The organism is Colwellia echini, assembly GCF_002843355.2.
In the GTDB taxonomy this organism is placed as follows: Bacteria; Pseudomonadota; Gammaproteobacteria; order Enterobacterales; family Alteromonadaceae; genus Colwellia; species Colwellia echini.
The window spans coordinates 27,580-50,978 of the sequence record NZ_PJAI02000011.1; the positions used below are offsets into that span (position 1 = coordinate 27,580).

Consider the following 23,399-nt stretch of genomic DNA (forward strand, 5'->3'; position numbering starts at 1 on the left):
GTTAGGGACTAAGTATTAAGTGCTATGCGGTAGGTACTGGGTATTAAATACTAGGCGGTAGGTATTGGTGCTAAAAACTAGTCCCTAGAACTTAATGCCTAGCTCCTAGAACCTAATTTCTAAAACCTAAATTCTAATTCTTAAAACGCTGTAGCGTTGATCTCTTGGTATTCAATTGGTGAAGATGCTTTGTCATCTTCATAAGTTACCCATTCCCAAGAATCAGTACGTTTAAACACTTCTCTAAGTAACATGTTGTTTAAACCATGCCCTGATTTAAAAGCATTAAACTCACCTAAAATACTAGCACTGCCCATATAAAGATCGCCAATAGCATCAAGTATTTTATGTTTAACGAATTCATCATCATAACGTAATTCGTTTTTGTTCAACATACGGAAATTATCAAGTACGATAGCATTTTCTAAACTGCCACCTAATGCTAAATTATGTGAACGTAAAAAATCTATATCTCGCATGAAACCAAAAGTTCTGGCACGGCTGATCTCTTTAATAAAAGAACAGCTAGAAAAATCCATGCTCATGGTTTGACAGGTTTTTTCGATAACAGGGTGTTCAAATTCAATCGCAAAATTTACTCTAAACCCTTCATAAGGAAGTAATTCTGCCCATTTGTCACCTTCTTCAACACGAATTGGTTTTTTGATGCGCAAAAAGCGTTTAGGTGCATTTTGCGTTTCAATACCAACTGATTGGATCAAGTAAACGAAAGGCAAAGCACTGCCATCCATAATAGGAATTTCAGGTGCGTCAACATCGACAATAAGATTGTCGATGCCTAAACCTGCAACAGCTGAAAGTAAATGTTCAACCGTTGAAACTTTAACTTGCTGAGCGTCAACTAAACAAGTACATAACGTTGTTTCACCCACAGCTTCAGGTGCCGCTTTAATTTCAACTATTGGGTTGAGATCTATACGACGAAATACAATACCGGTGTTTATTGGCGCAGGACGGAGAGTAACCTGCACTTTTTCACCTTTATGTAAACCAACACCTACTGTTGAAACTTCTGTTTTTAATGTACGTTGCTTAATCATATCAGCCTCGTTTCTTTTCTCTTCTAGGTTATTATTTCGTTTATAAGCAACTAACTATCGCCCACTAGCCTACCATCTAAAGTATATTCCACTTATTCATTCAAATTACACACTTGAATGGGAATATAGTATTAGTATAGCTAACAAGTCGAACCAGTTGTTTTAACGGGCGCGTAATATATCAAATAAAGCAGCTAAAATCAAAAATGCTTAGCATTCAGCATACTTTCACTCGCTAACACCTAATGATAGTCAAGCTATCATCAAGCGACCAGACGGACGCGCTACCAAGCTAATTCGGTATGCTTGATACCCGATTAGCAATATATTTGATACCCGAAAAAGTACTTATTAGTCAGCTTGTTTACGTAAAAATGCCGGGATATCAAGATAATTATCTAAATCCGCAGCTGTTACTTTTTGCGCATTACTGTCAGTCATTGATACTGGTTCGGCAGCTACACTCGCTTGTGGTGCTGCTGATGTATAATCGCTACCCACTACTTTTTGCTCTGGTACTGGCATAGGATTAACTAATGTTATGTCAGGCTTACTTTCTGCGCCAATACCTGTTGCAACAACAGTAACGCGAAGCTCGTCTTTCATGTCCATATCAATTACTGCACCAACAACAACCGTAGCATTTTCAGAAGCAAAGGCTTTAACAGCGTTACCAACAGTTTCAAATTCATCGATACTAATATCCATACCGGCAGTAATATTAACAAGAATACCACGTGCACCTGCTAAATCTACGTCTTCTAATAGTGGGCTTGAAATAGCGGCATCTGCTGCTTCTTGCGCTCTATCATCACCTGAAGCTGTACCTGAGCCCATCATGGCAGTACCCATTTCAGACATTACGGTGCGAACATCGGCGAAATCGACATTGATTAAACCAGGGCGAGTAATTAACTCGGCAATACCTTGTACCGCGCCAAGTAATACGTTATTTGCTGCTTTAAAAGCATCTAATAAGCTGGTGCCTGGGCCAAGTACTTTAAGTAGTTTTTCATTTGGAATAGTAATTAATGAATCAACGTTTTTAGATAAAAACTCAATGCCTTGATCGGCATAGTTCATTCGCTTTTTACCTTCAAATGGAAACGGTTTAGTTACAACGGCAACCGTTAATATACCCATTTCTTTGGCGATCTCAGCTACTACTGGCGCTGCACCAGTACCTGTACCACCCCCCATGCCAGCTGCGATGAAAATCATATCGGCACCTTGCAAGGCTTGTTTAATGGTTTCACGATCTTCTTCTGCAGCACAACGCCCTATTTCAGGGTTTGCGCCAGCACCTAACCCCTTGGTTACATCAGCACCAAGTTGTAAAGTAACATCTGCAGATGAATTACGTAACGCTTGAGAGTCTGTGTTTGCGGTAATAAACTCAACACCCTCAATTGTTTGTGAAACCATGTGTTCGACAGCATTACCACCACCGCCGCCAACACCGATAACTTTAATTATCGCTTCTTCGTTATGGTCTTCCATTAATTCAAACATTTTTCTCTCTCCGTTTTACTTACAATCACTTAAAATACTTAATAAACTGCTGTTAATAGATGATATTTACTTTAATTATCTACGCCCAACAACTCGAAATAACTGTTATTCCGTTCAACAGCCAAAACTTCATTTTTCAAATCTTTACAAACCGGTTATATTGCTTTGTTAATTGGTTTGTTAATCTATTTTTAAACCAATTTTATTACCGCCTCGTTTTTAAAACTCACCTTTAAACCAAGCGTGAATTTTTGACCAAAAATCGCCAACACTTTCACGTTTGTTTATGGCATTTTCAGCGCCACTATTTGCTTGCATACCATAATGTAATAGACCAACTACAGTCGCATAAATTGGGTCATTAACATATTCTTTCAAGCCTTGTACTGACAAAGGATTAGCAATGCGCACTGGCATTTGAAAAATCTCTTCGGCAAATTCAAGTACGCCTTCCATTTTTGCCGTACCGCCTGTTAATACATAGCCTGCGGCAATTTGATCTTCCAAACCTGATTCTCTGATCTCATCTTGAATCAGTTCAAATAATTCTTGATATCTGGGCTCAACCACTTCAGACAAAGTGTGACGAGACATTGAACGAGCCGGACGTCCGCCTACACTTGGTACATCAATACTTTCTTCCATACTTACTAATTGTTTTAAGGCACAAGCGTATTGCACTTTAATATCTTCGGCATGACTTAATGGCGTTCTAAATATTTTAGAAATGTCGCTTGTTACTTGATTACCGGCAACAGGGATCACTGCGGTATGGCGTAATGTGCCACCAGTAAACACTGAAATATCCATAGTGCCTGCGCCCATATCAACCACGCATACACCTAATTCTTTTTCGTCATCGGTTAATACCGCGTAACTTGAAGCTAAGGCCGAAAAAATTAATTGGTCGGCGGTTAAGTCACAACGCTCAACACACTTCACTAAGTTTTTAGCCATGTCATTAGCACAGGTAATGATATGGACTTTTGCTTCCATACGTACGCCAGACATGCCTATTGGACTTTTAATGCCATCTTGACAATCAATACTAAACTCTTGTGGTAGTACATGTAACATACGACGTTCAGCGGCAATTGGCACAGAGCGCGCGGTATGAATAACATTGTCTACGTCTTCTTGAATCACTTCTTTGTCGTTAATTGGCACCATGCCATTTTCATTTTGACAACTAATATGTTTACCAGAAATACCTAAATAAATTGAGCTTATTTGGCAATCAGCCATCAATTCAGCTTCATTGATAGCGCGTTGAATAGCTTGAATAACTAAATTCAAGTCGTTCACTCCGCCTTTATCCATGCCGCGTGAAGGTTGATTACCAACACCAATTATACTTAATTGGTTGTCTGGTGTTATCTCTCCTACGGCGACAGATATTTTGGAGGTACCTATATCAAGACCAACCACTAATTTTCTTTCTGCTGCTTTTGACATTTAACTTAAACTCTTTACTAATGATGCTGATTTTAGATGATTACTATTGCGACTATGACGACTGTTTAGTAATGTATTTTTTACGCTATGCCGTGTTTCATTTTTTACTGTGTTTACTTTAATTTCTGTTGAATTAGTTGTGCTATTTGTTAGTATTTTATGGTCTTTTTTACGGGTAATATTATCGACAGTTTTCCAACCTACAGCCAATCCTGTATCATACCGCAAATCTATGTAATCAACCGCCTGATTTTGCTGTTTTTCGGTAATTATTTTCACTTTCAGCTGCTCTTTAATTATTGGATAGATATCCATAAAGCGCTGAATACGTTCAACACGCTCTTCGCGGCCTAAATTTAACGTTACACCGTCGTTCAATGTTAACAACCAAGAGAAGCGTTCACTTAACACTAACTCATCAATTTTCAATGCCTTATACTCAAGTAACTCATTCAGATTAATATAATTTTCAAGCGCTAACAGCTCGCTACCTTCAGGTCCAAAAAAGTGCGGCAAATAGTGTTTAATTCGCGCTATGTTCGCCTGAAATACATGCCCAAGTTGATTAATAATAAAATCACCATTCCAAATGGCTACAGGGGTTTGATCAACCACATATATTTTCAACTCATTAGGCCATTGTTTTCTAACCGCTACCGAGTAAACCCATGGCAATGTCATTACTCTATTTTGTACTTCATTTACATCTACTTGAAAGAAGTTACCCATATCAATTTGATCAATGGCCTCAATAATGTCATTACGTTGGCTATAAGGCATTTCACCGGTAACAATAATTGATGTTACTGGCGCATTCTCTTGACCTGTGAAGTGTTGTGTTAACCACCAACTGATCGAGATTAAACTCACTATCACAGCAATAAAAAACACTAAACCTAAACTAAAAGATAAGGTAGTAACGTGCGGTTGCTCCTCAATACTTTGTTTGGTTTTGTTAACTACACGGTTAGCGACTTTTTTCGCTATATTTTGTGTAGCCATTAGCTGTTTTTTAGCCATAACTAATTATGCTTTCACGCTGAGTAATAAAACTTTAGTCACAAGTTCATTAAAACTTAAACCGTACACATTTGCCGCTTTAGGTACTAATGATGTTTCTGTCATACCTGGCACTGTATTTACTTCTAATACTTGCCAATCGCCAGCACTGTTGCGCATTACATCAACACGCCCCCAACCTTTTGCGCCTGTTGCTTTAAATGCTTTGAGTGATAACGCTCTAATATCATTTTCATCTTCTGCATTTAAACCACACGGACAGTGATATTGCGTACTGGTTGATTGATATTTAGCTTCATAATCATAAAATTCACGCGGTGTTTCCATGTGAATTGCTGGTAAGGCTTCATCACCTAAGATAGCAACTGTGTATTCAGGGCCATCAATCCAAGCTTCAAGCAATACTTGGTTATCAAAACCAAAGGCTTCGATTAAAGCATTATTTAATTCATCAACCGTTTTAGCTTGCGCCATGCCAATACTTGAGCCTTCATTAGCTGGCTTGACCATAACTCTGCCGCCTAACTCGCTAAGCAAGCTTGCTAGATCTAATTGTTCAAAATCGACTTTATCAACCACTGAAAATGGTGCTGTTGGTAAATCACACGCTTTAAAAATTTGTTTACTACGCACCTTGTCCATAGACAATGAAGAGCCTAAAACATTTGATCCTGTGTACGGAATATTCAAATATTCAAGCGCCCCTTGCAAACAACCGTCTTCACCACCTCGGCCGTGAAGCGCAATAAATACACGGTCTATTTTTTTGCTAACTAAATCACTTAATGGTGTGGTTTTGGTGTCAATTAATTCAACCGTAAACCCAGCTTGGGTTAACCCCTTCGCTACCGCTTGACCTGATTTAAGAGAAACGTCACGTTCGGCTGAGTTACCACCAAAAAGTACCGCTATTTTTTCTTTTTTTAGCTGTGCTAATAATTGATTTTCAGCTTGAGTCATTATTTGTCTCCACTTGAAACAGCGTGTGCATCAGCCATTTTATCAAGGTGTAACAAGTTATCGTCCACTAAACTTCGGGCAATAACGCCAATGCTACCCGCGCCTTGGGTGATAACCATGTCATTGTCTTGTAATTGAGTAGCTAGCAGCTCGGCTAATTTGTCTACATCACCAACATAAATAGGCTCAATTTGACCGCGTTGACGAATTGAACGAGCTAAGCTTTTACTGTCTGCTGAAGGAATAGGTGCTTCGCCTGCCCCGTAAACATCTAATAAAAACAAACAATCAACTTCCGACAGTACTTCAACAAAATCTTCATATAAATCACGTGTGCGTGAAAAACGGTGCGGTTGAAACACCATTACTAATCGTTTATCTGGCCAGCCTGCGCGCATTGCTAAAATAGTCGCTTTCACTTCACTTGGATGATGACCATAATCATCAACAAGTACCATACTGCCTGCGTCAGTAGTAAAATTATCTAATTGCTCAAAACGTCTACCTATACCTTCAAACTCTTGTAAAGCTTGGCAAATATCTTGATCACTTACGCCTTCGTCTTTAGCAACAGCAACACCTGCCAAGGCATTTAATACGTTATGCTCGCCAGGTAAATTAACATTCATGTTTACTGGCTCTTGCCCTTCAACCACAACGGTGAAGTGACTTACGCTACCGTTTTGCTTAAAGTTAATGGCTCTAACATCAGCATCTGCAGAGAAGCCATAGGTAATTACCTGACGACTAATACGTGGTAATAATTCTCTTACCACTGGGTTGTCGATACAAACCACAGCTAAACCATAAAATGGTAAGTTATGTAAAAAATCTATGTAGGTGTCTTTTAGTTTTTCAAAATCACCTTGGTAAGTTTCCATGTGATCTTCATCAATATTGGTAACTACCGCAACCATTGGCTGTAAGTGTAAAAATGATGCATCACTTTCATCAGCTTCTGCTACTAAATAACGGCTATGCCCTAATCTAGCATTAGTGCCAGCGCTGTTAAGTAAACCGCCAATCACAAATGTTGGATCTAATTGACCTTGCGCAAAAATACTGGCAATTAAACTCGTTGTTGTGGTTTTACCGTGTGTGCCCGCAATAGCAATACCATGTCTAAAGCGCATTAGCTCGGCTAACATTTCTGCGCGGCGCACCACTGGAATACGTAAATTTTTGGCCGCAACTAGCTCTGGGTTGTCGCGGTTAATCGCCGTTGAAACAACAATAACACTCGCTTGTGCAACATTATCGGCGCTGTGACCAATAACAATTTCAGCGCCAAGTGCAGTTAAACGTTTAACTACTTGGTTTTCACCAATATCTGAGCCTGAAATTTGATAACCTTCATTAAGCAATACTTCGGCAATACCACCCATACCCGCACCACCAATACCAACAAAATGGATACGCTTTACTCGACGCATTTCAGGCATACGTACAGAATTTGAATTATTATCTAAGTTACTGTGCTTAATCATATTTTCTCTTCATTATTGCTAATTACTTAACGCGATTACTTAACACCATTACTAGGCGCTAACTTCCTCAGTGTTACTGAGCTGTATTTATTACTTACCACTAATTTTATTAATTACTACCAACTAGCTGTTGGCATAATATGGCTACCTGCTTACTTGCCTGACTATTTGCAGCCCCCAATGAAGCTTTAGCCATTTTTGCTAACGTTTCAGGCTGGCCAAATAATTCAGTAATCAACGTGGTAATACTTTCTTTATTGAATTCGGTTTGTGGCAATAATTTTGCAGCACCTCTTTCAACCAGGTATAAAGCATTTTTTGTTTGGTGATCATCAACCGCATGTGGCAAAGGCACAAAAATAGCGGGTGTGCCAGCCATAGCTAATTCAGAAACGGTTAACGCGCCAGCACGACAAATTACAATGTCTGCCCATTCATAAGCCGCTGCCATATCTGCTATAAACTCACTCACCTTAACTTTACCTTGAGTTATATCCACTTCTTGATATGAGGCGATTACTTCTTCTTGGTTACCAGCGCCTGTTTGATGCCAAATGCAGTAACTTTTATTCTGAACCTGCAAAGCATTAAAACTTTGCGGTATAATTGTATTTAAAACTTGTGCGCCTAAACTACCGCCCACAACAAGTATGTTTTTAGTAGTTGGTAAGTTTAAGGATTCCACACTTTGTTCAACCTTAAGCTTTTTACCAATACTGGCACGTAAAGGATTACCAACCACTTGCGCATCAACATTAGCTGTAAAAGCGTTTGGAAAAGCACAGCACACTTTATTGGCTATTCGCGCCAATAAACGATTACTTAGTCCTGCGGCGGCATTTTGCTCATGTACTATTAACGGCACGCCCGCTAACCATGCAGCTAAACCACCGGGAGCACTTGCATAACCTCCCATACCTAACACCACATCTGGTTTTACGGTTTTAATTACGCGCCTTGCTTGTAACACTGAACGTAACAATTTAAATGGCGTAGTTAACATGGTGAGCAATTTTTTTCCGCGTAAGCCACTGATATTAAGAAATGAAATATCATAACCATGAGCAGGGACAATTTTAGCTTCCATTCGATCTGCAGTGCCAAGCCAGTGTATTTTCCAACCTTGTGCTTTTAACTCATCTGCTACCGCAATACCTGGAAATATATGACCTCCAGTACCACCGGCCATAACCAGTAAAGTAGGTGACTTAGTGGCAGTGTTATTAATGCTTGAAGTAGTGTTAGAAGTGATGGTCATTATTTAGCCTCACTTTTGCTAGCTTTTTTGCTGGAACTTTTATCTGTTCTTTTCGAGCTAGTTGCTTGAATACTTTGTAAACGAATTTCATGGTCTATACGTATTAAAATAACCAAAGCCAAAGTCATCACTATCATTGAACTACCGCCATAACTGATCAATGGCATTGTTAACCCTTTAGTTGGTACCATGCCCGCGCTAGCGCCAATATTTACAGCAGCCTGGAAACACATCCAAATACCAATAGCGTAAGCTAAGAAACCTTCAAAGTATTTTTCTTTTGCTAGTGCATAACGCCCCAAAATCAGTGCTTTATAAACTAAAGTCATACTCAGTAACAACACTACACTAATGCCAACAAAGCCAAACTCTTCGGCTAATACTGCCATTACAAAATCGGTATGCGCTTCAGGTAAATATTCAAGTTTTTGTATGCTATTACCTAAGCCTTGCCCTAATACTTCACCACGACCGTAAGCCATTAATGATTGCGTTAATTGATAACCACTGCCAAAAGGGTCTTGCCACGGATCTAAAAAGCTTGTTACCCGACGCCAGCGATATGGTTCAAAGTAGGCAAGTGCTGCTAAAGATGCTCCGCCAACTAACGATATAGCTATGAATTGCCATAACTTAGCGCCCGCTAAAAATAACAAGCCAAAAGTAGTAACAAACATAACAATAACAGTACCTAAATCAGGCTGTAGCAGTAATAACAAAGCCATAACACCGAACACAATCAGCGGTTTAATAAAGCCTTTTAGATTTTCCATCACTTGCTCGCGTCTACGAACGAGGTAAGCGGATAAGTAACAAAAGAAAAATAATTTTGCGGGCTCGGCGGCTTGCAAAGTTATCGGTCCTAATACAATCCAACGAGTAGAGCCATTTACCGAGCGCCCAATGAGCAGCACAGTGATCAAGAGCACTAACGCGAAACCTAACAAGTAACTACTATTTTTATGCCACCACGACATAGGGACTTGCAAAGCAACTCCCGCGATAGCAAGGCTTAAACCAATATAAATACCGTGGCGAATAACAAAATGAAAAGGATTATTAAATAATCGTTCAGCGACAGGAATAGAAGAAGATGCAACCATAACTAACCCGAGCATATACATGGTCAGCCCTAAGACAACGAAGCTACGATCAAAGGCGGTTGTGCCATATTGATTTGAGCTTGTCATAATACGGTTTATCCATTCTGGTAATGGCGGTACCGGTACTTGAGCAATAGTTTTACTGATCGCTTGTGTTGTTTCTAACGACACTGTTTTTGCCAAAGTTAAACTCTTGGCGAAGGTCATGGTTTTATCTAACGACATGAAGCCTCCTTAGTATCTTTCTTAGCACTAAAACCTTTATGAGCACTAGAGTCTGTCTGAGCATTAGCATCTTTATGAACATTAGCCGCAGTTTGTAACTGGGTAACACTCGTCATAAATTGCTCGCCTCTAACCATGTAATTTTTAAACATGTCGATACTGGCACAAGCAGGTGAAAGTAGAACCATATCACCGTGGCAAGCTAATGCATTGGCTTGTTCAACAGCTTCAGCGAGGGTATTTACTTGAATAGGCGAATTACTTGAAGCATTAACTAAAGAAGCTATTTCGCCGCCGTCTTTACCTAAGGTAATTAACTGGTTTACTTCAGCATTTAACATTGTTGTTAATGGCGAGAAATCAGCACCTTTACCATCACCACCAGCAATCAAAATTAATTTATTATTAAGATGAATTGTTGGCGATAAACCACTGATAGCCGCGAGTGTTGCTCCGACATTGGTGGCTTTTGAATCGTTTATCCATTGAATACCATCATTACTTGCTACACGTTGGCAACGATGTGCTAAACCAATGAATCCTGGAAGGTTATTGGTCATAGCTTCTAACGACCAACCCGCGGCATAACCCAAAGCTAAAGCGGCCATATAATTTAAGGCATTATGCATACCCGCTAATGGTAATTCATCTAATGCGATAAGTACTTGTTCACCAAATACTAAGGTTGGTTTAGCATCAACTATGCTTAAGCCAAATTGATCGGTATCTGGTTTATTTAAACCGAAAGAGATAACCGTTTGATCTTTTACTAAGGTTTTTGTAGCACTGTCTTCTCTATTAACTACAGCAATATTTGCTTGTGAGTAAATAGCTTGTTTTAACCCTTGATAAACCGCCATGGTTTTATGGCGATCTAAATGATCATCACTTAAATTGAGTACACTTGCGGCAATAGCGCGCATGCTTGTTAAGGTTTCTAATTGAAAACTAGATAATTCAACAACCACGATGTCTACTTGTTCATTTTGAGTGCCACTACTATCATTATCCAATAGCAAATCAAGAATAGGCTCACCAATATTGCCCGCTAACGCAACATTAAAACCAAGGCTGTTGGCTAAATAAGCAAGTAATGATACTACGGTAGACTTACCGTTTGAGCCTGTTACGGCCAACATTTTCATAGGGTTAGCCAAGGTATTATTCACAAGGCAAAATAATTCAATGTCGCCAATAACTCGGCAATTTTCGCCGACCAAGGTACTAATACCTTCTTTGACTAAATCAATGCCTGGGCTAGCAATAATAATATCGGCATTTGCGATAAGCGCTTGCTGCCATTGCCCGAAAACGAAAGTGGCGTTGGGAAAGTCGATTTGATATTGAACGAGTTCAGACTCAGAAGCGAATGGCATAGCGCGAGAGTCGTTAACAGCAAATGATAAATTTTGCGCATGCAAAAAACGTAGGCATGACAAACCCGTCACCCCTACTCCTAGCACGACAATTTTTTTATCTGTAAACGCTGTTAACCAAGACATCTGTTATATTCGTTCCCTTTTCTTTTAACTTTTCTTTTAACTTTAATACGGCTTTAACGTAACTTTAGCGAAGTTTTAATGTTGCTAAACCAACCAGGACAAGCATCAATGAAATAATCCAAAAACGTACAATGACTCGCGGCTCTGGCCAACCTTTCAATTCATAATGATGATGAATAGGTGCCATACGGAAAATACGCTGACCACGCATTTTATATGAGCCTACTTGTAAAATAACTGACAGAGTTTCTATTACAAAAACACCGCCCATAATAAATAATACCAACTCTTGACGAACCAATACCGCAATAACGCCAAGTGCAGCCCCTAACGCTAACGAACCTACATCGCCCATAAATACTTGTGCTGGGTAAGTGTTAAACCATAAAAAGCCTAAACCAGCACCCACAATAGCAGTACAAACAATCACTAATTCACTGGCCAAAGCAATATGCGGAATATGTAAATAAGCTGAAAAGTTAACGTGCCCTGTAACGTAAGCAAATAATGCAAAAGCCCCTGCAACCATAATGGTTGGCACAATAGCTAAACCATCAAGACCATCAGTTAGGTTAACCGCATTAGAAGTACCCACAATAACGAAGTAAGTCATCACCACATAAAAAATGCCTAATTGCGGCAAGACTTCTTTAACAAACGGAATTAATAACGCAGTTTCATTTGGATCTTTTGAGATATAAAACAAAAACAATGCGGTACTGAATCCAATAATGGTTTGCCAAAAGTATTTCCAACGGGCAATTAGACCGTTAGAGTCTTTACGAATAACTTTGCGATAATCATCAACAAAACCAATAATGCCAAAGCTAACTACGACAAACAGCACTACCCAAACATAGATATTATTTAAATCAGCCCAGAGTAAAACACTCATCACAATTGAGCCCAGTATCAGTATGCCGCCCATTGTCGGCGTACCTGATTTTGATAAATGACTTTCTGGGCCGTCGTCTCGTACTGTTTGACCAATTTGCATTTTTTGCAAATAACGGATTAATTTAGGACCAAAATATAGAGCGAGAAATAGCGCTGTTAAAGTGCTAATAATGGCGCGAAATGTTAAATATGAAAAAACATTAAAGCCCGAATAAAATTGAGTTAAATACTCACCTAACCAAAGTAACATTACGCCATACCTTCTTTATTTTTAGTGTTACTGGTTTTGTTTTCACCAGCACTTTGTTGAGTATTATTTTGTTTTGCTTCTTGCTTAAGTGTTTGCTTCACTAATTGCGTAAAGCACTGGTTTTTATCTGCTAACCAGTTAACTATGTCGGCGACTACATGTTCCATATGAGCACTACGAGAGCCTTTGACTAAAATGGCGATATCTTTTTGTCCTGCTAATAATTGTTTATTGAGTAAATTAACGAGATGATTAAACAACTCAACTCTTTGATTAAAATGTTGGCTTTGTTCATTTTTTTCATTGTCTTTGGCAAAAGCGTCGCTAGTACTTTGGCTTAACACACCTTTTGACAATAAAGTACTTATCTCAAGCTGTTTAGCAAACTCACCCAACTCTTGATGATAACTTCTTGCCTCACTACCTAATTCACCCATATCACCTAAGATAAGAATGTTTTTACCCGGATAGGAAGCTAATAATGACGCAGCAGCTTTAGCCGACTCAAGGTTGGCGTTATAAGTGTCATCAATAAGTTTAATAGAGCAACCACTTTCATCATCACGTAATTGATGTAAATTAAGTCGGCCTTTTACCGGTTGCATTTGCGCAAGTCCTAAACGAATATCGTCAAGGCTAGCACCAAACTCTAAAGCAATACTGGCCGCAGCAACTGCGTTACAAACATTGTGTTTTCCGGGTACTGTAAGGTTAACTTCACAATTGCCACGTTCACTATGTAAAGTAAAACTTGCACAACCATTAACATCTAAAACAACATTTTCACTGTAACAATCCGCTTTCTTGCTACTTGAATCAGGTTTAATATCAACAGAGCCATCACAAGGACTGGCACATGAAAAAGTGCGCACGATTTTATCCGTTAAGCGCCACTGCCATTGACTGGTGTATTTAGTGTCTTGGTTATAAAGCGCTACACCGTTTTCGCCAAGTCCTGAAAATATTTCACCTTTAGCGCGTGCTACACCACATAAATCACCAAAGCCTTCTAAATGTGCTGCGGCAATATTATTAATAACGGCAACATCGGGTTTAGCCAATGCCGTGGTATAAGCAATTTCACCCATGTGATTTGCACCCATTTCAATTACAGCAAAATCATGTACAGGCTTTAAACGCAGTAAGGTTAGCGGTACGCCAATATCATTATTGAAATTTCCGTTGGTTGCTAATACGTTACCTAAACGAGATAAAATTGCGGCAACCATTTCTTTAACGGTAGTTTTACCGCTACTACCAGTTATACCAACAGTTTTTGGTGCTACTTGCTGTTTAACAAACGCGGCAATTTGCCCTAATGCAATACGCGTATCGTTAACTATTAATTGTGGCGTATTTGCTAAGCTATTTGTTATTGCTAAAGAGTGTGTAACTATTAATAATTTACAGCCCTGTTCAACCACTTGCTCAGCAAAACGATGACCATCAAAATTAGGGCCTTTAAGAGCAAGAAATGCAGTACTCTTATTAGATTTTTCGTCGATAGCGCGACTATCAATAACAAGTTCGTCAATGGTATGTGAATTATCCGCACAGGCGATCAATTCACCGCCAGTAATTTTCGCTAAAGTAGAGAGAGTTAAGGAGATCATACTTTAGCCTCATGTATTGTTTCTGAATTAAATGGTGTAGCTGCACTTGCTTGTTGCTGATAAAAATCGCGTACCACTAATCGTTCGTTATAAGATAATTTTTCTGTGCCTACCACTTCACCTTTAGCATTATACTTAGGCATTACCACGTAATCTTCATGCCCCTTACCAGCTAACAAGACAATATCACCCGCTTTTGCTATGTTTAATGTTTGTAATACGGCTTGCTTTCTATCTAAAACAATGCTGATTTTTTTAGCTTTAGGTTCAACAAAGCCAGCAACAAAACCTGTAACAAAACCAGCAACAATATCATCAGCAATTGACTGTTCATTTTCAGTTCGAGGGTTGTCATTAGTGACCACAATTACGTCTGCATATTGCTCTGCAGCTTTTGCCATTAATGGACGTTTACCTTTATCTCGATCACCGCCACAACCAAACACTACGTAAAGCTGACCTTGACAATGTTGACGACAAGCTTGTAATGCTTTTTCTAAAGCATCAGGTGTATGAGCATAATCAACCACTGCAGTGGCAAAACCTGTCGCACTTGTTGCTTCCATTCGACCGGCAATAGCAGTTACCTTAGCTACTAAATTAGGAATATTATCTAAAGGGAAACCTTGAATGAGTAATACGCTAATTGCCGCTAATAAGTTATCGATATTAAAATCGCCCAATAATGGACTGGTGATTTTCACCTCGCCCAAATGAGTTACTAAAACGAATGAAACACCCTGGCCGTGGTGATTAATATTTTTAGCAATAACAAAATATGGATAGTTAACTAATGCTTCTGCTGTTATTCGACGGCTGTAAACCCAAGCAGTTTGATTTATTGACTCTTTTACCGTGACTTTTTTGCTACAAAAATCAGTCCAATTTTCTAACCATTGTTTGCCTTGCTGGTCATCAATATTAATAACCGCCACTTGACTATTATCACCGGTGAAAATTTGTTTTTTTGCTTCACCATAACTTGCCATTGAGCCGTGATAATCAAGGTGATCTCTGGTTAAATTAGTAAATATCGCGATATCAAATAAATCGGCTTGCACGCGATTTTGCGCTAATGCGTGTGATGAAACTTCCATAGCAACATAGCTAAATGGTGTTTCATTCAATTGTGTTGAACTAGTTGATTCACTTACTGGCTTAGTGTTAAAACGATATAATAATTGATGTAATTCACAGGCACCTGGTGTGGTATTTTCTATCGGCTGTAAGTCATTTAATGCGCCAGCGCCATTAGTACCAATAACCGCACACGGCTTATTGCAAGCATTTAACATTTGCGCAAGTAACTGACTCGTTGTTGTTTTACCGTTAGTACCAGTAATACCAACCATAGTCATATTATTTTGTGGTGCTTGGTAATAAGCTTTTGCTAGGAGAAATAAATGCTGATTAAGTTGATAAAACTTAACGATATATACGCCATTTTCAAGCTCAAGTTCACCATGTTCAGCACTGCTTTCACACTCTGCAATAACTAACTTAGCGCCTTGTTTTATAGCTTTATCAATGTATTTACGTCCATCTTGAGCATGACCAATCACGGCGCAAAAAATATCATTTTCACTTACAAGACGGCTGTCGTTATGAAGATCGCCATATAAATCGGTAAGATTAGGTTGTTCATCAAGATCAATATTGAAAAGCTTTAAGCAATTGATTATTTGTTGTGTGGCAGGTTTAAGCATGATGCTCTCCTGCAACAATAGTTTTTTCCGTTGCTTCTATTTGCTTACTGGCTGTTCGAGATTCTTGTGCATCAGGGGCAATATTAAGCACTCGTAATGCCCCTTTCATTACCCGAGAAAATACCGGCGCCGCTACTTCACCGCCATGATAAAGATCACCACTTGGCTCGTTAATAACAACCACAACCACAATCGCAGGATTTGAAATTGGCGCAATGCCTGCAAATAAACCTACATAATCATTGCCATAACCACCAGCAACAGCTTTTATTGAAGTACCTGTTTTACCGCCAACACGATAACCATCAACTTTAGCTTTCGGTACATGCTGATCAACTACCGCTTCAAGCATATGAGTAACCGCTAGGCTGTTTTTTTCAGAAAATATTCTCACTTCATCAGCAGGATCAATTGGCTCACCATTGGATTTAACAATAGTTAACCTGCGCTTTATACCACCGTTAGCTAACGCCACATAAAGTCGAGCTAACTGGACTGGTGTAATTGCTAGCCCTGCGCCCCAAGATAATGTAGCTAATTCAAACTCAGACCAACGACTTCTGTCATGCATCATGCCCGAGCTTTCACCCACTAGGTTAGTGCCAGTATCATCAGCAAAACCTGCGTCAAAAAACTTAGTTAATAAATAATCTTTCGGTACAGACAAGGCTAATTTAGTGGTGCCCATATTTGATGAGGTGACTAATATATCTTCAATAGATAACTTACCGCGATTGATAGGATCGCTAACACGTCTACCACCTAAACGCATCCAACCAGGGCTAGTGTTAATTACTGTATTGGCTTTTGCCGAGCCAAATTCTAATGCTGTTAATGCCGTTAACGGCTTCATAGTTGAGCCTGGCTCGTAAATATCGGTGATCGCTCTATTTCGAAAACGATGAATAGCAGTATTACGACGATTATTTGGGTTATACGATGGGCTATTAGTCATGGCTAATATCTCACCAGTATGAATATTAGCAACAACAACTGAGCCTGAGGTTGCTTTAAATGCTTGAACCGCACCTTTTAATTCTTTATAAGCAATAGCTTGAATTCGTTGATCAATACTTAAGGTAATGTCTTGCGCTTGCTCTGCTTCTTTGACCGAAATAATTTCTATTTTTCGACCTTTAGCATCTTTTCTAAAACGTTTTGCACCACCCGTACCGGTAAGTAACTCGTCGTACATTCGTTCGATACCTTCAATGCCTTTATCATCAACATTTGTAAAACCAAGCAGATGGGCACTAATTTCGCCAGTAGGGTAAAAACGTTTTGATTCTTTACGTAAATGGATACCCGGTATTTTCAATTCTTTGATGTAATTTGCCATGGCTGGCGATATTTTACGCTCAAGATAAATGAAACGCTTGCTAGGGTTTCTCACTACTCGGGTAGTGAGTTGATTAATATCTTGATCAAGCACGTCGGCTAATGCTTGCCAATGTTTGGTCATGGCAAGCGCATTATTATCCATGATGATTTTAGGATCTGCCCAAACCGTTTGTACTGGTACACTAATGGCAAGCTCAGCACCATTACGATCAACAATATTGCCGCGCTGTACGGTATTTGCGGCAACACGTAATGAACGTAAATCGCCTTGCTTTTGTAGCATTTCAGGTTCAACAACTTGAATATAAGCAGTGCGCGCCATTAAACACAGATAAATAAGCCCAATAATAGCCAACACTAAATAATATCGCCAAGGGGCGGTATTTAGTGGGTTATTTTTTGGGGTTACTTTTTTATTCACACCGTTCTCTTTTAATCTAAGGTAATTTTTAATCCAGGGTCACAATCACTTCTGAATTACTATTCGGCCGCTTCATGTCTAACAAATGCTTTGCTTTACTTTCAATGGCGCTATGCTCTGCTAAACTATTTTGCTCTAACAACAAATTGCGCCATTCAATATTTAATTCGTCTTTTTGTGCCCGTAGTATTTCAAGTTCACTAGTAGTTTGCCGATTAACATGACTGTAATAAACCACTGCAAACGCTGATAACACCACAAACAGTAACAACAAGTAAGTTACGACATAACGGACAAGATCTTGCCAAATATCGAAAACTAACGGGCGCGCAGCCATAACTAGTCGGTATTTCTTTCTAAACGCTCAGCAATACGTAATACCGAGCTGCGAGAACGTACATTTTCTTCTACTTCCGTTTTACTTGGTTTTTGTCGACCAATTAATGCAAACTTTTTACCTTTGTTTAATTCAGCTTCGCTGATCGGCATTCCACGTGGTACTACTCGACCTTGCGAATGCTTTTTCATAAACTGTTTTACTAATCGGTCTTCCAACGAATGAAAACTAATCACCACTAAACGTCCACCAACTGCTAACACATCAAGTGATGCTGCTAGCGCTTTTTCGATTTGATCTAACTCGCTGTTGATATACATACGAATCGCTTGAAAGCTTCGTGTAGCTGGGTGTTTTTTAATTTCACGTTGTGGTGCAGTGGTTTTAATTAACTTTGCTAGTTCACTGGTTCTAGTTAATGGTGACTCGTCACGGCTATCAACTATCGCATTAGCAATGCGCCATGCATGTTTCTCTTCACCAAAGGTGCGCAATACCCAAGTAATATCTTCAACATCAGCAACCGCTAGCCATTGTGCCGCAGTTTGCCCTTTACTCGTATCCATGCGCATATCAAGAGGGCCGTCTTTCATAAAACTAAAGCCACGCTCAGCTTCATCAAGTTGTGGTGACGATACGCCAAGGTCAAGTAAAATACCGTCAACTTTACCCATTAAATCATGTTTTTCAGCTATATCAGCTAATGCGGCAAAGCCTTCATGTTCAATATTAAAACGAGCATCATCTTTAAACTTTTCTGCGGCAATAATGGCACTAGGATCACGATCAATAGCAATCAAGCGACCATTAGCGGATAACTTAGAAAGTATTAAGAACGAGTGTCCGCCTCGACCAAAAGTACAATCGATATAGCAACCATTATCAGTGATAGCTAAGCCATCCACGGCTTCATTGAGCAACACTGAAATATGTGTGGTATCTAGTTCCATGGTATTAATTTTTATTACCTAGTTTGCACCTTTGACAGTGCTTTAATTTAAAAGTGACTTTTTATAAACTACAGTGATAAGTCGAGTAAGCGTTCTGTTAGTTCAATTTCACCCGATTGTATTTGGCTAATACCTTGCTGCATTTGCTCTTGCCATGCAGTGTCATGCCAAATTTCAAATTTATTTAATTGACCAACCAACATGATATTTTTTTCAAGGTTGGCATGTTCTCTTAATGGTCCATTAATTAATAAACGGCCATTTTTATCCATTTCACAGTCGCTCGCATTACCCAAAATTATTTGTTTAAACAAACGCTCTTGTGGGTTTGTGCTCGACAAACGTGCTAATGATAATTCTATTTCTTCCCATTCAGGTAAGGGATAAAGCAATAAACAAGCTTGTTGAATATCAACTGTACAGACCATTTTACCTTCGCAATCACGCAATAGTTCTTCGCGATACTTAGTTGGTATCGTGATCCTATTTTTATTGTCGAGCGTAATTGCGCTGGTGCCTCTGAACATGTTTGTTTTTTCGTCACTCTTTATTGATTAGTTAAGTAACCTGAGTTCGGGATAAGCAAAATGCTACAACAGCCTTAATTACCCGTATTACTTCGTTATGAAAGCTCCCAATAACCCGTTATTGGCTTCGCTTTCCTGCCTTGTACTACGAATAATTAAAACTATTGTAAAGGTAAAATTCTAAGTGATTGATATTATTATTCTACTCACTTTCATTATCCCGAACTCAGGTTAAGTAGAAATTTACGAATGTGACACTAAGATCCACAATTCCCCACTTTTTTCCACATTGATACAGTTTAGAGAAAAAAGCAATAGGCTGTCAAGTAACTAAATTGAAAATAGCGGCACTAAATACTGGCTATAAAACCAGTAAAAATAAGGGGTGTAAGGAAGTGGATGAAATTGTGGAGTTTTGTGGGAGACAATCCCTAAAATGACTATAAAAATAATATTTTTAAGTGCTGTTTGATGTAATATTAAATAGAGGTTGTGATCAAAGTGAGGTATGAGGTGTTGTTTCCCCCAGAAAGAAAAAACAACACCTGAAATAAGCTAGTTTGTAGCTCACTATTGGTATATGAAATTAGATAAATAGTTAATTAGGTAACTAGGTAACTAGGTAACTAAAGCAAGTAAACAACTAAAATAGCTCATCATCAATTGCAAACAAGGTCTGGCAACCTGCTTTAATGGTTGCTAACAATGATAAACGTCGTGGTAATAATCGGGCGTAATAATATTGAGCAGTCTGTAATTTACTATTGTAAAAGTCATTACCATATTCCCCTTGCTCTGTATCATTATTCTCAACGCTGCTATCACTAGAGTTAAGTTTTTCTAGTGATACTTGCGCCATTTTCGCCCATACAAAAGCCATGGCGGTATAACCAAATACATGCAGATAGTCATTAGCTGCGGCGCCAATTTCATTGAGATCATCACTCGATTTAGCTAATAGTAATTGTGAAATGTCATCTAAATCAGTTAGTGCACTTTGTAATGGCTCAATAAATTCATTCATAGCTAACGCGCTATCTTGTTGTGTTTTTATATAGTCGCTAACTTCTGTGATAAAAACGTTTATCATTTTACCTTTTGAGCCAATCACTTTACGCAATAACAAATCCATGGCTTGAATACCATTAGTGCCCTCATATATTTGAGCAATACGTGCATCTCGAACAAGCTGCTCTTGTCCCCATTCGCGAATATAACCATGCCCGCCTAATACTTGCTGGCCTGCTACGGTACTTTCAAAGCCTAAGTCAGTGAAAAAAGCTTTTGCTAGTGGCGTCATTAACGCAGATAAAGTCTCGCCTTTTTGTTGTAATTCATCAGTAGCAAAGGTTGCATAATCTAACTGTTGGGCAATATAACAACTTAATGCGCGCGAGCCTTCGTTAAAGGCTTTCATTGACAATAACATGCGACGCACATCGCCATGCACCATTATTGAATCTGGTTGCTTTTTCCCGCCATCACTATTTTTAACCGCTGTTGGATTTAACGACTTACCTTGTCGCCTTTCTTTGGCGTACTCCAATGCATTTTGATAAGAGCGCTCTCCTGCTGACATACCTTGAATACCAACACCAATTCGTTCAAAATTCATCATGGTGAACATACAGGCTAAACCTTTGTTTAATTCACCGATAAGAAAGCCTTGTGCGCCGTCAAAATTGATTACACATGTGGCTGAGGCATGAATACCCATTTTATGCTCAATAGCGCCGCAACTAACATTGTTGTTTGCACCTAACTCGTCATTGTTTTTAACCGAGAATTTAGGTACTAAAAATAGTGATATGCCTTTGGGGCCGTCAGGCGCATCAGGTAATTTGGCTAATACAAGATGAATAATATTATCGGTAAGGTCATGCTCACCGCCTGTAATAAATATTTTGCTACCCGTGATTTGATAACTGCCGTCCGTTTGCGGTAGAGCTTTGGTTTTTATAATGCCAAGATCTGAACCCGCATGCGCTTCAGTTAAACACATTGATGCAGCCCATTCGCCACTATATAGTTTAGTTAAATAACGTTGTTTTAACTCTTCACTACCGTGTTTTGCTAACGATAAAGCTGCGCCTGCGGTGAGTATAGGGTACAAAGCAAAAGATATATCAGCACTACATAGCATTTCTTCAACAAAAGCACTGACTATTTTGGGCATGCCCATGCCGCCATAATTAGTATCACCACCCAGAGCACACCATCCTCCTTGTGCAAAAGTATTAAATGCCTCTTTATAGCCGGGTGCCGTTGTTACTTGTCCGCCAATTCCTGTTTCATTGAGGGTAAAACTCACGCCTATTTCATCACCTTGACGTGCAATGGGAGCTATTTCTTGCTCAGCAATTTTGGCGCATTCTTGTAATATTGCCACCGCAGTTTCTTGATCAACTTGCTCATTTAGTTGCGGTAATTGTTGCCACATTGTATCGGCATTGAATACTTGATAGAGCAAAAAATTCATATCGGTTAATGGCGCTTTATAGTCAGCCATGAGGATCTCCTTAATTAATATTAAATCACTGATGGCTCACTGAATATCTGAACTCAAGTAGCACACACAAATTAAAACACCCGTTTGAATATAATATAAATTGCAATAATGTAAAGGCCTATTAGCATATTTTCTCTATATGCTATGCTTGTCACTTACCTAGAGTATAAATTAACCTGATGTGATAGATGAGAAAACTCGCTAAACATCTGGTTCACTAAAAGTAGATGAGCATTGATTACGTGACTTCAGCTTCCTTTTATAGCAGAGACAAAAATCAAGTAAGATTGATTAGCACATCTATAACTATAGTTATTGCTAAAGTACTGTTACTTTTATTATTTATAAGTAACAGTCAAGCCGAACAGTTAAGCTTTAGTAAAAAGAAAATAGAACAAGGTTATAGCTTTCATTACCAGTGGCTTGATTTTAATTCAGAAATACAATCAATGAATTTTACTTTAAGTAACGAAGGCTTGTTTGAACGCTTTCGTGACTTTAAAAGTTATCAAAAAAATTATGCACAAAAATCTATTTTTAGAGCGATTAAAAAAAAGCTCCGACGTAAGCCTATTCCTGGTGTGCAAATACTGTATAAAAAGGATAATGATCATTTTTATATTGAAGCAAGAGGTATTGATAAAAATAAAGTCGCTAAGGCTTATCAAACCATAGCTGAAATAGAACAAGAAGTTACCGAACAATACTTGAGTGAGTCGTACTATCAAGCATTTACCGATCATTTACAAAATAGCGGTATGAAAGTAAATCATGGCAATATTGCTAATAATTCGGTAGCCGATTTAAAACCATTGAAACCACTCATTTTGGATCGCGTATCAATTAGAAATATTAGAAAAGTCACTAATTATGTTTTGGGATTTGTACAGAGTATTCCGTATAGCAAATTAGAATCTCGACTCACCTCTTCTGGTGCTGGGTTTAATACACCATTGCAATTATTGTGGGAGAACCAAGGAGATTGTGATAGCAAAATGACTTTAACCGCCGCTTTACTTAGAGCTTTAATGCCACGAATTAAAATGGCGTTAATATTTGTTGATGATCATGCTTTTATTGGCATTAATATTCCCGCCAAAGCAGGTGAACTCACCATTAACCATGATGGTATTAATTATGTATTAGGTGAACCAACTGGACCTGCTACATTGCCCTTAGGGGTGCTAGCTCCAACATCGGAGTTAGCTATAAACCAAGGGCATTATACGGTACAAACGTACCATGAAATTATTGTTGAGCAGTAA

18 protein-coding genes are annotated in these 23,399 nt (G+C 38.9%); 1 reads left to right on the top strand and 17 read right to left on the bottom strand.

All coding sequences use genetic code 11. The features are described 5' to 3' along the window. Positions 1-140: 140 nt before the first annotated feature. From lpxC to CWS31_RS10855, 17 genes are all read right to left on the bottom strand, one after another. Positions 141-1,061 (bottom strand): UDP-3-O-acyl-N-acetylglucosamine deacetylase, encoded by a 921-nt coding sequence (gene lpxC / locus CWS31_RS10775; protein ID WP_101345383.1) that lies wholly within the window; start codon positions 1,059-1,061, stop codon positions 141-143. Between the two features lie 351 nt (positions 1,062-1,412). Then, the gene (ftsZ, locus tag CWS31_RS10780) at positions 1,413-2,573 is read right to left on the bottom strand and encodes a cell division protein FtsZ (RefSeq protein WP_101345382.1); all 1,161 of its coding nucleotides are present in this window, start codon (positions 2,571-2,573) and stop codon (positions 1,413-1,415) included. 219 nt (positions 2,574-2,792) lie between these two features. Next, positions 2,793-4,028 (bottom strand): cell division protein FtsA, encoded by a 1,236-nt coding sequence (ftsA, locus tag CWS31_RS10785; RefSeq protein ID WP_101345381.1) that lies wholly within the window; start codon positions 4,026-4,028, stop codon positions 2,793-2,795. Continuing rightward, on the bottom strand, positions 4,029-5,048 hold the full coding sequence (locus CWS31_RS10790) for a cell division protein FtsQ/DivIB (RefSeq protein WP_246143479.1): 1,020 nt from the start codon (positions 5,046-5,048) through the stop codon (positions 4,029-4,031). A 6-nt stretch (positions 5,049-5,054) separates the two neighbouring features. Next, positions 5,055-6,008 carry a D-alanine--D-alanine ligase gene (locus tag CWS31_RS10795; RefSeq protein ID WP_101345380.1) on the bottom strand — a complete coding sequence of 318 codons (954 nt, stop codon included), beginning with the start codon at positions 6,006-6,008 and terminating at the stop codon, positions 5,055-5,057. Beyond that, positions 6,008-7,495: a UDP-N-acetylmuramate--L-alanine ligase gene (gene murC / locus CWS31_RS10800; protein WP_101345379.1), complete on the bottom strand. Its 1,488-nt coding sequence runs from the start codon at positions 7,493-7,495 to the stop codon at positions 6,008-6,010. The genes CWS31_RS10795 and murC overlap by 1 nt, the downstream gene beginning before the upstream one ends. Before the next feature lie 109 nt (positions 7,496-7,604). Further along, positions 7,605-8,753: an undecaprenyldiphospho-muramoylpentapeptide beta-N-acetylglucosaminyltransferase gene (gene murG / locus CWS31_RS10805; protein ID WP_101345378.1), complete on the bottom strand. Its 1,149-nt coding sequence runs from the start codon at positions 8,751-8,753 to the stop codon at positions 7,605-7,607. Further along, on the bottom strand, positions 8,753-9,943 hold the full coding sequence (gene ftsW, locus CWS31_RS10810) for a cell division protein FtsW (RefSeq protein ID WP_425457526.1): 1,191 nt from the start codon (positions 9,941-9,943) through the stop codon (positions 8,753-8,755). The genes murG and ftsW overlap by 1 nt, the downstream gene beginning before the upstream one ends. Before the next feature lie 128 nt (positions 9,944-10,071). Next, positions 10,072-11,583, bottom strand: a complete 1,512-nt coding sequence (gene murD / locus CWS31_RS10815; RefSeq protein WP_101345376.1) for a UDP-N-acetylmuramoyl-L-alanine--D-glutamate ligase — start codon at positions 11,581-11,583, stop codon at positions 10,072-10,074. Positions 11,584-11,647: 64 nt separating this feature from the next. After that, positions 11,648-12,730, bottom strand: coding sequence for a phospho-N-acetylmuramoyl-pentapeptide-transferase (mraY, locus tag CWS31_RS10820; protein WP_101345375.1), 1,083 nt, complete (start codon positions 12,728-12,730; stop codon positions 11,648-11,650). After that, complete coding sequence (locus tag CWS31_RS10825) at positions 12,730-14,343, bottom strand: UDP-N-acetylmuramoyl-tripeptide--D-alanyl-D-alanine ligase (RefSeq protein ID WP_101345374.1); 1,614 nt, start codon at positions 14,341-14,343, stop codon at positions 12,730-12,732. The genes mraY and CWS31_RS10825 overlap by 1 nt, the downstream gene beginning before the upstream one ends. Continuing rightward, positions 14,340-16,049: a UDP-N-acetylmuramoyl-L-alanyl-D-glutamate--2,6-diaminopimelate ligase gene (locus CWS31_RS10830; RefSeq protein WP_101345373.1), complete on the bottom strand. Its 1,710-nt coding sequence runs from the start codon at positions 16,047-16,049 to the stop codon at positions 14,340-14,342. The genes CWS31_RS10825 and CWS31_RS10830 overlap by 4 nt, the downstream gene beginning before the upstream one ends. Continuing rightward, a complete protein-coding gene (locus tag CWS31_RS10835; RefSeq protein WP_101345372.1) occupies positions 16,042-17,811 on the bottom strand; it encodes a peptidoglycan D,D-transpeptidase FtsI family protein in 1,770 nt (589 codons plus the stop codon). The genes CWS31_RS10830 and CWS31_RS10835 overlap by 8 nt, the downstream gene beginning before the upstream one ends. 28 nt (positions 17,812-17,839) lie before the next feature. Then, a complete protein-coding gene (ftsL, locus tag CWS31_RS10840) occupies positions 17,840-18,148 on the bottom strand; it encodes a cell division protein FtsL (protein WP_101345371.1) in 309 nt (102 codons plus the stop codon). Between the two features lie 2 nt (positions 18,149-18,150). Further along, complete coding sequence (rsmH, locus tag CWS31_RS10845; protein ID WP_101345370.1) at positions 18,151-19,098, bottom strand: 16S rRNA (cytosine(1402)-N(4))-methyltransferase RsmH; 948 nt, start codon at positions 19,096-19,098, stop codon at positions 18,151-18,153. 68 nt (positions 19,099-19,166) lie between these two features. Further along, entirely contained in the window at positions 19,167-19,625 is a 459-nt protein-coding gene (gene mraZ, locus CWS31_RS10850) for a division/cell wall cluster transcriptional repressor MraZ (RefSeq protein ID WP_101345369.1), read from the bottom strand. Positions 19,626-20,268: 643 nt separating this feature from the next. After that, the gene (locus CWS31_RS10855) at positions 20,269-22,134 is read right to left on the bottom strand and encodes an acyl-CoA dehydrogenase C-terminal domain-containing protein (RefSeq protein ID WP_101345368.1); all 1,866 of its coding nucleotides are present in this window, start codon (positions 22,132-22,134) and stop codon (positions 20,269-20,271) included. A 227-nt stretch (positions 22,135-22,361) separates the two neighbouring features. Between CWS31_RS10855 and CWS31_RS10860 the strand changes: the two genes are divergently transcribed. After that, complete coding sequence (locus CWS31_RS10860) at positions 22,362-23,399, top strand: hypothetical protein (RefSeq protein WP_246143481.1); 1,038 nt, start codon at positions 22,362-22,364, stop codon at positions 23,397-23,399.

Bases quoted from the DNA above. Each gene is read 5' to 3' on its own strand.
- CWS31_RS10790 (WP_246143479.1), bottom strand. From the start codon at position 5,048: ATGGCTAAAAAACAGCTAATGGCTACACAAAATATAGCGAAAAAAGTC.
- murG (WP_101345378.1), bottom strand. From the start codon at position 8,753: ATGACCATCACTTCTAACACTACTTCAAGCATTAATAACACTGCCACT.
- murD (WP_101345376.1), bottom strand. From the start codon at position 11,583: ATGTCTTGGTTAACAGCGTTTACAGATAAAAAAATTGTCGTGCTAGGA.
- CWS31_RS10795 (WP_101345380.1), bottom strand. From the start codon at position 6,008: ATGACTCAAGCTGAAAATCAATTATTAGCACAGCTAAAAAAAGAAAAA.
- rsmH (WP_101345370.1), bottom strand. From the start codon at position 19,098: ATGGAACTAGATACCACACATATTTCAGTGTTGCTCAATGAAGCCGTG.
- mraY (WP_101345375.1), bottom strand. From the start codon at position 12,730: ATGTTACTTTGGTTAGGTGAGTATTTAACTCAATTTTATTCGGGCTTT.
- murC (WP_101345379.1), bottom strand. From the start codon at position 7,495: ATGATTAAGCACAGTAACTTAGATAATAATTCAAATTCTGTACGTATG.
- ftsL (WP_101345371.1), bottom strand. From the start codon at position 18,148: ATGGCTGCGCGCCCGTTAGTTTTCGATATTTGGCAAGATCTTGTCCGT.
- CWS31_RS10855 (WP_101345368.1), bottom strand. From the start codon at position 22,134: ATGGCTGACTATAAAGCGCCATTAACCGATATGAATTTTTTGCTCTAT.
- ftsZ (WP_101345382.1), bottom strand. From the start codon at position 2,573: ATGTTTGAATTAATGGAAGACCATAACGAAGAAGCGATAATTAAAGTT.
- lpxC (WP_101345383.1), bottom strand. From the start codon at position 1,061: ATGATTAAGCAACGTACATTAAAAACAGAAGTTTCAACAGTAGGTGTT.
- CWS31_RS10830 (WP_101345373.1), bottom strand. From the start codon at position 16,049: ATGCTTAAACCTGCCACACAACAAATAATCAATTGCTTAAAGCTTTTC.
- ftsA (WP_101345381.1), bottom strand. From the start codon at position 4,028: ATGTCAAAAGCAGCAGAAAGAAAATTAGTGGTTGGTCTTGATATAGGT.
- ftsW (WP_425457526.1), bottom strand. From the start codon at position 9,943: ATGACAAGCTCAAATCAATATGGCACAACCGCCTTTGATCGTAGCTTC.
- mraZ (WP_101345369.1), bottom strand. From the start codon at position 19,625: ATGTTCAGAGGCACCAGCGCAATTACGCTCGACAATAAAAATAGGATC.
- CWS31_RS10825 (WP_101345374.1), bottom strand. From the start codon at position 14,343: ATGATCTCCTTAACTCTCTCTACTTTAGCGAAAATTACTGGCGGTGAA.
- CWS31_RS10860 (WP_246143481.1), top strand. From the start codon at position 22,362: ATGAGCATTGATTACGTGACTTCAGCTTCCTTTTATAGCAGAGACAAA.